Origin of the sequence: Pseudomonas sp. NPDC087615 (genome assembly GCF_044743445.1) — a bacterium.
Lineage (GTDB): Bacteria > Pseudomonadota > Gammaproteobacteria > Pseudomonadales > Pseudomonadaceae > Aquipseudomonas > Aquipseudomonas baetica_A.
Genome location: NZ_JBIUWM010000001.1, coordinates 124,812 through 139,505, shown reverse-complemented (window position 1 = coordinate 139,505; position 14,694 = coordinate 124,812). Strand labels below are relative to the sequence as shown.

Annotated in this window: 11 protein-coding genes; 4 read left to right on the top strand and 7 right to left on the bottom strand. The window is 56.4% G+C overall.

Annotation, left to right across the window (positions count from 1 at the left end):
- Positions 1-40 precede the first annotated feature (40 nt).
- On the top strand, positions 41-2,065 hold the full coding sequence (locus ACIOU6_RS00565) for a hypothetical protein (RefSeq protein WP_401132934.1): 2,025 nt from the start codon (positions 41-43) through the stop codon (positions 2,063-2,065).
- A 309-nt stretch (positions 2,066-2,374) separates the two neighbouring features.
- Positions 2,375-4,519, top strand: coding sequence for an autotransporter outer membrane beta-barrel domain-containing protein (locus ACIOU6_RS00560; protein WP_401132932.1), 2,145 nt, complete (start codon positions 2,375-2,377; stop codon positions 4,517-4,519).
- 46 nt (positions 4,520-4,565) lie between these two features.
- Here ACIOU6_RS00560 and ACIOU6_RS00555 read toward each other — a convergent pair whose 3' ends face one another.
- The 4 genes from ACIOU6_RS00555 to ACIOU6_RS00540 all read right to left on the bottom strand — a co-directional run bounded on the left by ACIOU6_RS00555 (position 4,566) and on the right by ACIOU6_RS00540 (position 10,377).
- Positions 4,566-5,060 carry a hypothetical protein gene (locus tag ACIOU6_RS00555; protein ID WP_401132930.1) on the bottom strand — a complete coding sequence of 165 codons (495 nt, stop codon included), beginning with the start codon at positions 5,058-5,060 and terminating at the stop codon, positions 4,566-4,568.
- Between the two features lie 227 nt (positions 5,061-5,287).
- Positions 5,288-5,929 (bottom strand): DUF1345 domain-containing protein, encoded by a 642-nt coding sequence (locus tag ACIOU6_RS00550; protein ID WP_401132928.1) that lies wholly within the window; start codon positions 5,927-5,929, stop codon positions 5,288-5,290.
- A gap of 176 nt (positions 5,930-6,105) precedes the next feature.
- A complete protein-coding gene (locus ACIOU6_RS00545; RefSeq protein WP_401132926.1) occupies positions 6,106-9,204 on the bottom strand; it encodes a multidrug efflux RND transporter permease subunit in 3,099 nt (1,032 codons plus the stop codon).
- A 15-nt stretch (positions 9,205-9,219) separates the two neighbouring features.
- Positions 9,220-10,377, bottom strand: coding sequence for an efflux RND transporter periplasmic adaptor subunit (locus ACIOU6_RS00540; RefSeq protein WP_401132923.1), 1,158 nt, complete (start codon positions 10,375-10,377; stop codon positions 9,220-9,222).
- A gap of 293 nt (positions 10,378-10,670) precedes the next feature.
- Here ACIOU6_RS00540 and ACIOU6_RS00535 point away from each other — a divergent pair, with 293 nt between their 5' ends.
- Entirely contained in the window at positions 10,671-11,372 is a 702-nt protein-coding gene (locus tag ACIOU6_RS00535) for a response regulator transcription factor (RefSeq protein ID WP_122607702.1), read from the top strand.
- 4 nt (positions 11,373-11,376) lie between these two features.
- The gene (locus ACIOU6_RS00530; protein ID WP_401132921.1) at positions 11,377-12,678 is read left to right on the top strand and encodes an ATP-binding protein; all 1,302 of its coding nucleotides are present in this window, start codon (positions 11,377-11,379) and stop codon (positions 12,676-12,678) included.
- Between the two features lie 43 nt (positions 12,679-12,721).
- Here ACIOU6_RS00530 and pncA read toward each other — a convergent pair whose 3' ends face one another.
- Genes pncA through ACIOU6_RS00515 form a run of 3 tightly spaced genes read right to left on the bottom strand, consistent with a single transcriptional unit; the run spans position 12,722 to position 14,684 of the window.
- Positions 12,722-13,348 (bottom strand): bifunctional nicotinamidase/pyrazinamidase, encoded by a 627-nt coding sequence (pncA, locus tag ACIOU6_RS00525; RefSeq protein WP_401132918.1) that lies wholly within the window; start codon positions 13,346-13,348, stop codon positions 12,722-12,724.
- A gap of 50 nt (positions 13,349-13,398) precedes the next feature.
- The gene (locus ACIOU6_RS00520) at positions 13,399-14,157 is read right to left on the bottom strand and encodes an anti-sigma factor family protein (protein WP_401132915.1); all 759 of its coding nucleotides are present in this window, start codon (positions 14,155-14,157) and stop codon (positions 13,399-13,401) included.
- Entirely contained in the window at positions 14,154-14,684 is a 531-nt protein-coding gene (locus tag ACIOU6_RS00515) for an RNA polymerase sigma factor (RefSeq protein ID WP_401133173.1), read from the bottom strand. The genes ACIOU6_RS00520 and ACIOU6_RS00515 overlap by 4 nt, the downstream gene beginning before the upstream one ends.
- Positions 14,685-14,694: the final 10 nt, after the last annotated feature.

Below are 14,694 nucleotides of genomic sequence, written 5' to 3'. Positions count from 1 at the left end.
GTCTGTGGACTCACTAAATTGCAAATGCATGGAGAGAATCATGAACGCTATAGTTGAACGGGCCAAACTGGCCAGACTGGCTGCACTGAAAACCAGGTCCACTTTGTCCAATCAAATTGATGCGGATCCACCTAAGCCTGCTACGTTTCCGGCACAAACACTTCTTCCCGATTTGCGCATACCGATCTCTTCTCTTACTGCGGCCCTGGATTATCTTGTTCCAAAGCCGTCGCTTGAAGATGAAGACGACGCTTTTCAGCCGCAGATCCGGAAGAAAGGGGATACAACCTGGATAGATATCCTTCCTGGTCAGTTCCAATTTCTGGGACCTGTCGCTGATCGAGACTGGAACGTTCCGTTCCAGATTCCACGGAGCTTTCTAAAAGAGGAACTAACTCCGGAAACGCCAACAGAATGGGAGTTTCGATACGTCTATTATGCGGGTGGCACCAATGATGTCGGGTCGGACATGTCCACCTTTGCGATCGATCTTACGGCGCCATACAAAGTAAAAAATCCGCCTGCCGATCGTACTCCCGGCGCTGCTACTTGGCCTTCTGATTTGGGGCCGACCGTACCCATTAATGATGAGTACATCGAAGGTAAAACCGGCATCATCGTAAAGCCACCCATTCCTGCAAACTTCGATAAAACTGACGTCTACCAGATTTTTTTCGGCCCTGCACCGGATCCAGAGCGTGATACACCCGTATTCGAAGGCGAGCTGTCGGACCCGGGCCTCGACGCGGAAATTCCTGTCAAGGTATTTGTGGATGCTGCCGATGGTCCCCAGCAGTTGGTTTATCGATCTAGGGATTTAGCGGGTAATGTGGGCAGACGTTCGAACTTTAGTCAGCGAACTGTGCAGCATGCTAAAGATCCAGATCCAGACACCATCAAACCTCCGGTCGTGACGCTGGCCAACGGTGTGGACGGTGATAACCTGATTGACTTGAAAGATACTCAATTTGACGCCAGGGGTGTGGAAATCAAGGTGTCCGTGCCTACTCCCAACTCTCCAAGCGATACGATCACTTGTTATTGGGCAGGCCAAGAGGCAGGCGTCGAACAGCGAGTAGGTACTAACACCGAATTGGCGTTTTACGCCCCTTATAGTCTTATCAAGCAGGTATATGGCAATACCGATGGTATCGTCGTGACAAATGTAAGCTACCAGATGTTCCGTGGGGTGAGACAATTAGGTGGTGATGAAGTTGATATTGACGTTGATATTTCATTTATTGGTCCAGACCCGATTACAATTGGACTTGTTCCACCAACATTAACGACAACCGCAGGCAGTGCCGACGAAATCAAAGAGGGTGATTACGGTGATGCCGCAATCACCGCGCATATCAACCTCTTCGCCGCTCCGCCCACAGAGGAAGGGTGGTTGATTGATTTGTTTTATGACGATATCAAGATTGGCGACACCATTCCTCTTACGCCAGGTCAGGAAGGCACTACGCTCGATCGTGTTATCCCCTGGGAGATCATTCAGCAACAAAACAGTGGGGACAAAGTTCTTCGTTATCTCTTGCATTCTCTAAATACAAACAACCCCACGGATTCGGCTCCGAAGACTATTCCAGTTGAGCCTTTCCCCATCGAAATGCTCGCCCCGGAAATTTTAAATCTTGCGGGTCCGGCAAGAAGAATTGGCTGCGCGACATTGAATTTCCCTACAGCCACCAATCCGGGCGATGGTACTGCAAGGAGGAACTTGCTTGTACGAGTGTTGCCAAATGTATACACAGTGGATGGCGAAACCATTACGGTGAAATTTCAGGGTTGGACTAAAACGGATCCGCCGGTACCTATTCCCAATACGGACGCTGAAGCCACCTATGACATTATTGGCACATACCCTTCGGAAGGCGCCACGATAGGAGTAGGTGATTACGAGGAGGATTTCAAACCTTCGCATTTGTCCAATGGCAGGGTTACTTATTCGATTAGCCGTTCAGGTACCACCCCGACACCCGACTCCTTGCCTGCGATGCGTGAACTGGACTTGGATGACAGTGAAGGGCGTTTCTGTGAAGAGTTTATTCCTACCCCTTAATTGTTGATCGAGGGCGGCGAGAGCATGACGTTCGTTGCCGCCCTTTCTTTCTTAATATCCGGAGTCAAGTTTATTAAGTTTGAGGTGGTTTTCGCCTGGAAAAAAGGATAAGTCCTACATTAATTTGTGAGTAGTCCCTATAGCCTTACACCCTCAAAGGCAGGCTGTTTCGGCCGTTATTCCAATTCAAAACAGGTATTTACTATGCGGGGTAAGTCACAAACGGGTTTTAGCCGTTCGCGGTGCTGTTTTCTTTTAAGCCCGTCGTTGTTGACACTTTTCAGCTCCTTCGTTGGCGCAGCGCCAGTCGTGGGACGTGAGGAAACTGTAAACGGTGGCCCGGCGGAAAGATGGGATCTTGCTCAAAACGCGACACTGACAGTCAACGGCGCCCCAACCCTGGCCATCACGTCTGAAAATTCCACATTGAATGTCAACGCGGGCAGCACAACGCAGCAGATAACAGCGCGCAACGGCTCCAGGGTCAATCTGAACGGTGCAACCGTTACAGGTATCGGTGGCCTGGCGGCGGTCATATTGAGCAATAGCAACGCCTCGGTTGACAACAGCACTATTACCGGAAATCGAGTGGGGTTACAGGTAGTACGCGATGCTAATACTCAGATCGGTTCTCTCGTCACGGTCACAGGTGGAACCAAGATAATTGGTGTGACAGGAGGGGCGTTGGTCAGTGCCTATAGCGTCCTGAATCTCATCGATTCCGACGTTCTCGGAACCGGGGCCAACAGTTACGGACTTCGTTTGAGGAGCGGTCAGGCGAATGCTCGAAACAGTACGATTGTTGGTGAGCAGGAAGGTGTCATCATTGACCTTGACCCGAATGAAGTACAGCCTGCGATGCTTAACCTTCAGAACACTACAGTGCAAAGTAAAACCGGCGCGGCTATCCTTGTTGATTTTGCCAACGCCTCGGACTCTACAGCTTTCATTACATTAACCAACTCCCGCTTGCTCGCAGGCAATGGCACCTTGCTGGATGTCAAAGGGGGGGCAACTGCGTCGCTGGTAGTTAACGACAGTACGTTGACAGGCAATATTGTGACCGAGCAGGGCAGCACCACGAAACTGACCTTGCAGAATAATTCGACTCTGACCGGTCAACTGGAAAACGTGGCAAGTGCCACGATCAATGACAGTTCCAAATGGGTGCTGACAGGCCACAGCAATATTGATCAGCTCTCCCTGAATAACGGGGGCTCGGTGGTCTTTGGTGCCAGTGATTCCTTCTACCAACTGAACGTAAACTCACTGTCCGGCAATGGCCGCTTCGTGATGGGTACCGACTTTGCTACGGGTCAAACGGATCTGCTCAATGTTACCGGAGCCGCCAATGGAACCCATGAACTGTTGATCGCCAGCAGTGGGGCCGATCCTGCCAGCGGTCAACCTATTCGTGTTGTACAAACGGCAGGAGGCGATGCGCAGTTTTTCATGAGCCGCGACGTCGATCTGGGTACTTATTCCTACGCTCTGGCGAAAAGTGGTAACGATTGGATACTTGATCCCAGCACGCGAACGGTCAGTCCGGGCGCGCGCTCTGTTTTGGCACTGTTTAATACGGCGTCGACGGTTTGGCTGGGTGAGCTGACCTCTCTGCGCACCCGTATGGGCGAATTGCGATTCAATGGTGGTCAGGCTGGCGCATGGGCACGCACCTATACCAATAAATACAATGTCACCGATGCCTCGGGTGTCGGCTATCAACAGCGTCAGCAAGGCTTCACTTTGGGGGCGGACGCGCCACTACCTATGGGTGATGGGCAATGGTTGATTGGCGTCATGGCGGGTCAGAGTCAATCCGACTTAAACCTCGATGCCGGCACATCGGGTAGCGTAGACAGTTACTATCTTGGCAGCTATGTCACCTGGCTGGATGCCCAGAGCGGTTATTACTTTGACGGGGTGGTGAAGGCTAATCGTTTCCGTAATAACGCCAAGGTAGGGCTGAGCGACGGAACTCGGGCCAAGGGCGATTATGACAACGCCGGGATTGGAGGTTCGGTCGAATTCGGTAAGCACATCGGCTTTGCTGATGGAAACTTTCTGGAGCCCTTCACTCAATGGTCAGCAGTGGTCATTGAGGGCAAGGATTACTCACTAAGCAACGATCTTCAGGCAAAAGGAGATCGTACACATTCGTTTATAGGTAAAGTGGGCGTTACCGCCGGCCGCAACATTAAATTGGAGCAAGGGCGCGCGGTGCAGCCTTATATACGTTTAGCGTGGACCCATGAATTCGCCAAGAATAATGAAGTGCAGGTTAACAACAACGTTTTTAATAACGATCTTTCAGGTTCTCGTGGGGAGGTCGGAGCGGGTGTTGCCATAGCGCTCGCGAAAAATTTCAGCGTTCATGCGGACTTCGAATACAGTCACGGTAAAAATATTGAGCAGCCTGTTGGTGCCAATGTTGGCTTGCGTTATATGTGGTAACTAACTAAAAAAGGAAGCGAAAGCTTCCTTTTTTATGAGTCAGTTATTATGCAGCGAAAGTGTGAAGCCTGTTCAAAGTTACGATATCTCCTTTTGCCTGAAATCTGATATCAAGCTCGATTTCTGTGAGCACGTCATCGTCGCGATTCTCCAGGACGACTTTAATCAAGTCACCGGACAGCACTCCCGCAGGAGCATCGTATACGAGAACGGCTTGTCCGGAACATTGGGTAAAAATGACAGGTTTGGCAGGGTCGCTGTTGTCGGCGAATGTCACTCGAACTTCATGCGAATCCGGCGCAAGGTCGTAGGTGTTGTTGGGCAGTCCTTTAGTGAACGAAAGCGAAAGCTCTTTCGTTGTGAATGTCGGAGTCGGGCTGCGTTGACGAGCAAACATTACGTAGGCCTGGCCATGTGGCAGCGGGAATGTCTCTTCCGAAAGCTCCACTAGTCCAGCTACAAAGGGTTCTGCTCCATTTATTGTTCCTACACAATTACCTGAGCCAATTACGTTTCTGCGTTTCACATTTTTGCTGCTCATTATTGCGGTCTCCGTGTCATGACGAGATATCCCGTGATTAAAGGAAACTTTCGGGATGAGCTATCAAACACGTCAATGAGGTGAGCTGTAAACTGTCAAGCTTGACAGTTTACATCTAATGAAAATTGTGATTTTTATCTACCTGCAAGTGTCGGAATTATCGTGAGCCGTTCATCGGTCTAACGTCTTGTAAAATAAATAGTTTCATTGAGTGTATGATTCTGCTCTCAGCCAAACAGACCCGCTGCAATATTGATCGAGAACCCCAAAATCGCTGTATTAAATACAAATCCTATCAATGATTGCGCCAGCACGATCTTGCGCATGTCCCGCGTTGCCACGCCGACATCGGCTGTCTGTACGGCCACACCGATGGTGAACGAGAAATACAGAAAGTCCCAATAGTTGGGCGTTGTCAGCCCCTCGGCAAACCGCAGCGCGGGTTCCTTGCCGTCCCAGGTGTAATAAAGCCGTGCGTAATGCACACAGAAAATTACCCCGATCAACAACCATGAACCGATCACGGTCAGTGCGGTGAACCCGTATTGCATGAGCTTGCGCGTGGTTTCCAGATCCTTGCTGCCGGCCAGTTCCAAGGTGATGGTGCCGAGGCTCGCGAGTGCGGCGATGCACACCACGAACAACACCAGGCCGGCGTTTTCATCTTCGACTTCGGCGATGCGTTTGACGTCTGGGGCCTTGGCTCGCGCGGCGAGCCATAGCATCAGGATCAGGTACGTCCAGACGCCAGTGTTCCAGCCGATGAGGATTTTGCTGACGATCGAGTCAGCCGGCGCCAGAAGACCGGTGGTGAGGCCGAGCAGTGCGGCGGCAGACAGTCGAGGGTGGGTGCGGGCGAGAAAGCGCATGAGGACTCGATGGGCCAGGGTGTTTAGTCACCTTAGCCTAGCGTTGTTGGGCATGACCACTGACTGACGTTAACGCAGATTTTGTGGGAGCGGGCTTGCTCGCGAATGCAGTACATCAGACACCAAAAATCCTGTCTGAAAGCGCCCATTCGCGAGCAGCCCGCTCCCACAATGGGTCAGTGGTGCTTACTGAATTTCTGTACGAGTTTCATGACGACGACGAAGAACACCGGGACGAAGATCACAGCCAGCGTCGCCGTGATCATCCCGCCGATCACCCCGGTGCCGATCGCTTGCTGGCTCGCCGAGCTGGCACCGGTGGCGATGGCCAGTGGCACCACGCCGAGGATAAACGCCAGCGAGGTCATCACGATCGGGCGCAGACGCAGGCGCGCGGCTTGCAGTGTCGCGTCGATCAGGTCGTGGCCTTCGTCGTACAGGCTCTTGGCGAACTCGATGATCAGGATCGCGTTCTTCGCCGATAAGCCAATGATCGTAATCAAGCCAACCTTGAAAAACACGTCGTTGGGCATCCCGCGCAGCGTCACCGCCAATACCGCACCGAGCACGCCAAGTGGCACCACCAGAAGCACCGAGGTCGGAATCGACCAGCTCTCATACAGCGCCGCCAGACACAGGAACACGATCAGCAGCGACAAGCCGAGCAGCATCGGCGCCTGACTGCCGGATAAACGCTCCTGCAACGACAGGCCGGTCCATTCCTGGCCTAAACCCTTCGGCCCTTGCGCGACAAGACGTTCAACCTCGGCCATAGCCTCGCCGGTGCTGTGACCGGGTGATGGCTCGCCGGAAATCGCAATCGCCGGGTAGCCGTTGTATCGGGTCAATTGCGCCGGGCCCTGAATCCACTTGGCTTGCACAAAGGCTGACAGCGGCACCATGTTTCCGGCGTTGTTGCGCACGTGCATTTTCAGCAAGTCATCGACCTGACTGCGTTGGTCGCCTTCAGCCTGTACGACGACACGCTGCATCCGTCCCTGATTGGGGAAGTCGTTAACGTAGGCCGAGCCTACAGCGGTGGACAGCACATTGCCGATGTCGGCGAACGAAACGCCCAGAGCGTTGGCCTGCTTGCGATCCACCTCAAGCTGCACTTGTGGCGCTTCGGCCAGCGCACTTTCGCGCACATTCATCAGCACTGGGCTTTTCTCGGCGGCCGCGAGCAATTCGGTACGCGCCTGCATCAACGTCGCGTGGCCGAGGCCGCCGCGATCCTGCAGACGGAACTCGAAACCGCTGGACGTACCGAGGCCGTCCACCGGCGGTGGCAGCACCGAGAACGCCACGGCATCCTTGATTTGACTCAGCGCGATGTTGGCGCGGTCGGCAATCGAGCTGGCCGAATCATCGCTGCTGCGTTGCGACCAATCCTTCAGCGTGGAAAACGCCAACGCGGCGTTCTGTCCGCTACCGGAGAAACTGAAGCCGAGAATCACCACGCTGTCGCTGATACCTGGTTCGCCGGCGTTATGCGCTTCCAGCTGTTCGGCCACTTGCACCGTGCGGTTCTTGGTTGCGCCCGGCGGCAATTGAATGTCGGTGATCGTGTAGCCCTGATCTTCCACCGGCAAAAACGAGGAGGGCAGGCGCATGAAGCAAATACCCAGGCCAACCAGCAACACGACGTAGATCAGTAGATAGCGCCCGGTACGCTTCAGCGCATAACCGACCCAGCCCTGATAACGATTGGTCAAATGCTCGAAGCGGCGATTGAACCAGCCGAAGAATCCGGCCTTTTCATGATGCTCGCCCTTGGCAATCGGCTTGAGCAGCGTGGCGCACAATGCCGGCGTGAGGGTCAGGGCAAGGAACGCCGAGAACAGAATCGACGTCGCCATCGACAGCGAGAACTGTTGATAGATCACCCCGACGGAACCCTGCATGAACGCCATCGGGATGAATACAGCCACCAACACCAGCGTGATACCGATGATGGCGCCGGTAATCTGCGTCATCGCCTTGCGCGTGGCTTGCTTGGGCGACAAACCTTCGGTGGCCATGATTCGCTCGACGTTCTCCACCACGACAATGGCGTCGTCCACCAGAATGCCGATGGCCAGCACCATGCCGAACATGGTCAGCACGTTGATCGAGAAACCCAGCGCCAGCATGGTCGCGAAGGTGCCCATCAGCGCGACCGGTACCACCAGCGTCGGGATCAGCGTGTAGCGCACGTTCTGCAGGAACAGAAACATCACTGCAAACACCAGGAGCATCGCTTCGCCGAGGGTGTAAACCACTTTGGTGATCGAGACTTTGACGAACGGCGAGGTGTCATACGGGATCTTGTATTCCACGCCGGCCGGGAAGTAGCGCGACAGCTCATCCATCTTCGCCCGCACCAGTGTCGCGGTGCTCAGCGCGTTCGCCCCCGGCGACAATTGCACGCCAACGGCGGTGGAAGGCTTGCCATTGAGACGCGTACCGAATTGGTATTCCTGACTGCCGATCTCGACCCGCGCCACGTCTCTGACGCGCACGGTGGAACCGTCGGGGTTGGCCTTGAGCACGATGTCGGCGAATTCTTCAGGCGTCGACAACTGACCTTTGACCAGAATCGTTGCGGTGATTTCCTGGCTGGAAGGGTTCGGCAGATCGCCGATGCTGCCTGCCGACACCTGGGCATTTTGCGCAACGATGGCAGCGTTGACGTCGGCCGGGGTCAGGTTGAAACCGATGAGCTTCTGCGGATCGATCCAGATACGCATGGCCCGTTCAGCGCCATACAACTGAGCCTTGCCGACGCCGTCCAGACGCTTGATCTCGTTCATTACGTTGCGCGCCAGATAATCACTGAGCGCCACGTCATCGAGCTTGCCGTCGCTGGACGTCAGGCTGATCAGCAACAGGAAGCCGGAGGACACTTTCTCCACCTGCAAACCTTGCTGGTTCACCGCTTGCGGCAGGCGCGACTCGACGACTTTGAGGCGGTTTTGCACGTCGACCTGCGCCAGTTCCGGGTTGGTTCCCGGTTGGAACGTGGCCTTGATCGTCGCGCTACCGAGGCTGCTTTGCGATTCAAAGTAAAGCAGGTGGTCGGCGCCGTTGAGCTCTTCCTCGATCAGGCTGACCACGCTTTCATCGACGGTTTGCGCCGACGCGCCGGGGTACACGGCATAGATTTCGATTTGTGGTGGCGCGACGTCGGGGTACTGCGCCACCGGCAACTGGGGGATGGCCAGCGCGCCGGCCAACAGGATGAACAGTGCAACCACCCAGGCAAACACCGGGCGATCGATAAAGAACTGCGGCATATAAAAGCGTCCTGCTTACTGACCAGAGGTCTGGGCAAGTGGAAGAGGGGTGTCGTCGATCTGTACTTTCTCGCCGGGGCGGGCGTGTTGCAGGCCTTCGATGACAATGCGGTCACCGGGTTTAAGTCCGCCGGTGACGATCCAGCGATTGTTTTGCACCGCGCCCAGTTGCACCGGTTGCTCGGCCACGCGCATTTGCTCGTCGACCGTCAGCACTTGTGCCACACCGGCACTGTCACGCTGCACGGCGCGTTGCGGCACGGTGATGCCGTTCGGGATCGTTGCCTGTTCCAGACGCACGCGAATGAAACTGCCAGGCAGCAGGTCGAGGTCTGGATTGGGGAATTCGCTGCGCAGGATGATCTGGCCGGTGCCCGGATCAACGGTGATGTCGCTGAACAAGAGTTTTCCCGGCAACGGATACAGACTGCCGTCATCCTGAATCAGCGTGGCTTTGACCTCGTCCTGGCCGACTTCCTGTAATTGCCCGGAACGGAACGCGCGGCGCAATTCATTGAGCTCGCGGGTCGACTGGGTGAGGTCGGCGTAGATCGGGTTGAGTTGCTGGATCAGCGCCAAGGGGGTGGTCTCGTTCTGCCCGACCAGCGCGCCCTCGGTGACCAGCGCGCGGCCGATACGCCCGGAAATCGGCGCGGTGACGGTGGCGTAGCCGAGGTTCAGCTTCGCGCGCTCCACCGCGGCTTTGTTGGCGGCGACATCGGCGGCAGTCTGTCGGGCATTGGCGCGGGCGTTGTCGTAGTCCTGAGCGCTGATGGCTTTGTCGTCGATCAACTGCGCGTAGCGCTGCTCCTGCAGTTTGGCCTGGAATGCATTCGCTTCAGCTTTGCGCAATGAGGCTTGGGCGCTGTCCAGATCCGCCTTGAACGGTGCCGGGTCGATGCGGAACAGCACGTCGCCCTTTTTTACGTCGCTGCCTTCGTGGAAGGTGCGTTGCAGCACCACGCCGGGTACTCGGGCACGCACTTGGGCAATGCGTGGCGCGGCGATGCGGCCGCTGAGGTCGTTGCTGATCGACAGGGGGCGGGCTTCGATGGTCTCGATGCGCACGGTGGCTGGCGGGGACTGTTCTTCGGCGTTCGTAGAAGAGTCACAGGCGCTCAGCGTGAGCGCCATCGCGATCAGGCCGAGACCGGCCAGCAGTTTGTTGAACATTTACCACCCCCAATATTGATGCCCGCATCCTACGGGCAGTTGCCGAGAGTAGCGGTGAAGCTTTGTAGGCGCTGTGTGAAATTGTGTAAGGGTTTTACTCAGGAATGGGCGAGGGCGTATATCCTTTAGGCCTTGAAATTTATTGCGACAGATAAACCGCTTTCGCTCGCAAGCTCGCTCCCACAGTGGTCGGTGGTGCTCACAACATTTGTGTTTCCATCAAATCCCTGTGGGAGCGAGCTTGCCCGCGATGAGGCCCGACCCGTCGCCACAGCTCTTTTTGGAACACCCCCATGCCCAACATCCTCCTGGTCGAAGACGACACCGCCCTCGCCGAACTGATTTCCAGCTACCTTGAACGCAACGGCTATTCCGTCAGCGTCATTGGCCGTGGCGACCATGTGCGCGAACGGGCGCGGGTCAATCCTCCGGATCTGGTGATCCTCGATCTGATGCTGCCAGGGCTCGATGGCCTGCAAGTCTGTCGTTTGCTGCGCGCCGACTCGGCGACGCTACCGATCCTGATGCTTACCGCGCGCGACGACAGCCACGATCAGGTGCTGGGCCTGGAAATGGGCGCCGACGATTACGTCACCAAACCCTGTGAACCACGGGTGCTGTTGGCTCGGGTGCGCACGTTATTGCGCCGCAGCAGCCTTGGCGAGCCGTTGACGGCCAACGACCGCATCCTCATGGGTAACCTGTGCATCGACCTGTCGGAACGCACCGTGACCTGGCGCGAGCAGCCAGTCGAGTTGTCCAGTGGCGAGTACAATTTGCTGGTGGTGCTGGCGCGACACGCCGGTGAAGTGCTCAGCCGCGACCAGATTCTGCAACGTCTGCGTGGCATCGAGTTCAACGGTACTGACCGCTCGGTGGACGTGGCGATTTCCAAGTTGCGACGCAAGTTCGATGACCATGCCGGTGAGGCCCGCAAGATAAAGACCGTGTGGGGCAAGGGTTACTTGTTCAGTCGCTCTGAATGGGAATGTTGATCTGATGTTTCGCATCCTGTTTCGTCTCTATCTGGTGACGATTGTCTCGTACAGCGCAGCGATCTATCTGGTGCCAGACCTGGTGGTCATGGCTTTCAGGGAGCGGTTCGTTACCTATAACCTTGATTTTTCCCGTGGTCTGCAAACGCTGATCACCAAACAGTTTCATGCGGTGCCCAAGGCGCAATGGCCCGTTGTGGCGGCAACCATGGACAAAGATTTCCAGCCGCTGCACATCGTACTGGCGCGCATCGACGATGCCGACTTCACCGCCATTGAGCGAGAGCGATTGCAGCGCGGCGAGAACGTGGTCCGCATCGGCGACTGGGGTTGGCGTACGCTCGCAGTCACGCCGCTTGACGACACCTCTGTGGTGCAAATGGTCGTGCCGCCGGACCCGCTGGACGTCAATCTGTTGTACTGGAGCATCAACGTATTGGTCGGCGCCACGCTGCTCGCCTGCCTGTTGATGTGGTTGCGCCCTCACTGGCGTGATCTGGAGCGCCTCAAAGGTACCGCTGAGCGTTTTGGTAAAGGCCATTTGAGTGAGCGCACAAAAATTGCCCCGAGTTCGAACATCGGCAGCTTGGCCAATGTGTTCGACACCATGGCCGGCGACATCGAGAACCTGCTCAACCAGCAGCGCGATCTGCTCAACGCGGTCTCCCACGAATTACGCACGCCGTTGACGCGCCTGGATTTCGGTCTGGCCCTGGCGCTGTCCGACGATTTGCCAGCCACGAGCCGCGAGCGTTTGCAGGGATTGGTTGCGCACATTCGTGAGCTGGACGAGCTGGTGTTGGAGTTGCTGTCTTACAGCCGTCTGCAGAACCCGGCGCAGTTGCCCGAGCAGGTCGAGGTGTCGCTGGATGAGTTCATCGACAGCATTTTGGGCAGCGTCGACGAAGAACTGGAGTCGCCGGATATCGTCATCGATGTGTTGCTGCACGGCCAGTTGGAACGTTTTTCGCTCGATCCTCGTTTGACCGCAAGGGCCATTCAGAATCTGCTGCGCAACGCCATGCGTTATTGCGAAAAGCGTATTCAGATCGGTGTGCAGGTTAACGCTGCCGGTTGTGAGATCTGGGTGGATGACGACGGCATCGGTATTCCCGACGATGAGCGTGAGCGGATTTTCGAACCGTTCTATCGACTTGATCGCAGCCGTGATCGGGCCACGGGTGGTTTCGGCCTTGGGCTGGCGATCAGTCGCCGCGCATTGGAAGCGCAGAGCGGTACATTGACGGTCCAGTCTTCGCCGTTGGGTGGGGCGCGATTCCGCCTGTGGCTACCCACCAATGCCTGATCCTCAAATGCCTGTAGGAGCTGCGTGCTGCAGTTCCTTCCGTTCATAACAGGTCGGTCGATTGAATCAACCCGACCCCGGCGCCTTTCATGCGATCCATCGCTGAGGCCAGTGATCCATCCAGATCAATCGCGCGGCAGGCATCCAGCACCACAAAAGTATTGAACCCCGCCGCCCGCGCATCCAGTGCCGAGAACATCACACAAAAATCCAGCGCCAGGCCAACCATATACACCGTATCGATGCCGCGCTCGATCAGATAACCGGACAAACCCGTGGTGGTGCGTCGGTCTGCCTCGAGAAACGCCGAATAGCTGTCGATGTCCGGATTGCAGCCCTTGCGGATGATCAATTGGGCGTGGGACAGGTCCAGTTCCGGGTGGAACTCGGCGCCGGGTGTGGCTTGCACACAATGGTCGGGCCAAAGTGTCTGCTCACCGTACGGCAGTTTGATGACATCGAAGGGTTGACGGCCGGGGTGGCTGGAAGCGAATGAGACATGACCCTTCGGGTGCCAGTCCTGGGCAATGACGATCTGTTTGAAACCGCCGGCAATTCGATTGATCAGCGGTACAATCTGGTCGCCTTTAGGCACCGGCAATTGACCGCCGGGGATGAAGTCGTTTTGAACGTCGATCACCAGTAATGCAGTGCGAGAGGAAATCGGCATCGGTTAAATACTCCTTGGAAGATGGCTTTCCAGCATAGAAGTGGTTTTTCTCATACCGCTAAACGACTTCTCAACAAACTTGCCTTTTCTTCGAGCCCTTCGGCGGCGTCTCGGCCGATCAGCATCCATGCATGTTCTTGCTCGGTCCAAAACACCACGTTCATCTCATGCCGACGTTCATGTTGCAACGGACGGCTGCCGCTGTTCGAACGCGTGGCACACAGGGCGAGCGGCCCATGTTTCCCATCCAGATAGACGATCTGCGCAATCGGTACGCCGTCGTACTCAAGCATTTGTGCGCGTTTGAGTTCAGCGCCGGGCAGTTTCAATGCGGCTGGCGAAAGGCTCAGGCCAAGTCTCGCATCAATGCTGCGCAACTGCGCGCGTTGTGAGGCCTCATCAGTGGGCAAGTGCTCTAGCGTCTGCGTCACGTAAAGCGCCATGTAGTCGCCGACCACACCGCGCCAGTTATGTGCTTGCTGCGCCTGCCAGCCGAGAAACAAACGATCCGTCAGCACGCCACCGGTCACCAGTGCGGCTGCCGCCGCGCCGATGAACCAGCGTCGGCTCAGCCCTGGCTTTTGCGGCGAAGGGATGGCATCGAGCCGCGCTTGCAGTCGATCCAGTGGCGCCTGTTGCGCAAGTTCATCGTAAGCATTCTTGAACGGCAGGCTACTGCGGCTCAGCCACTGCACGCGCAGGTTGAGCAGCGGATTGTCGGCAATGGCGTGGTCGAGTTGGCGGCGATAATCCGGGTCGAGTTCATCGTCCAGATACGCCACCAGTTGCTCATCCGAAGGTGTGTTCACGAGCGGTCTCCTTCGGTGGTTTTCGGCACTGATTGCAACGGCGGGTATTCGGCGAGTTTCAGGCGCGCGGTCGCCAGGCGGCTCATCACCGTGCCGATCGGCACTTGTAGAATCTGCGCCACTTCGCGATAGGACAGGCCCTCGACGTAAGCCAGATACACAGTTTCGCGCTGGGCTTCGGGCAACGCATCGACCCGGCGGATCACCTGCGCCGCCATGACGTGGGTCTGCGCTGCGTACTCGCCATCGAACGCCAGTTGCCCATCGGCATCGACCTGGCCCGAACCCTGACGCACACGTCGGGCGCGCACTTCGTTGAGCCAGATCGAATGGAGAATGCTCAGCAGCCAGTGATCCATCCGCGTGCCGGCCACGTACTGCGCAGAACGCTCAAGTGCCCGCACGCATGTGGCCTGCACGAGATCCTCGGCCACATGCCGATTGCGCGACAGCAACAAACCGTAGCGCCACAGTCGCGCCAGGTGCTGCCCGAGTTCTGTTCTGAATGCCTGATCGCTGACGATGATCGCCTCCGCT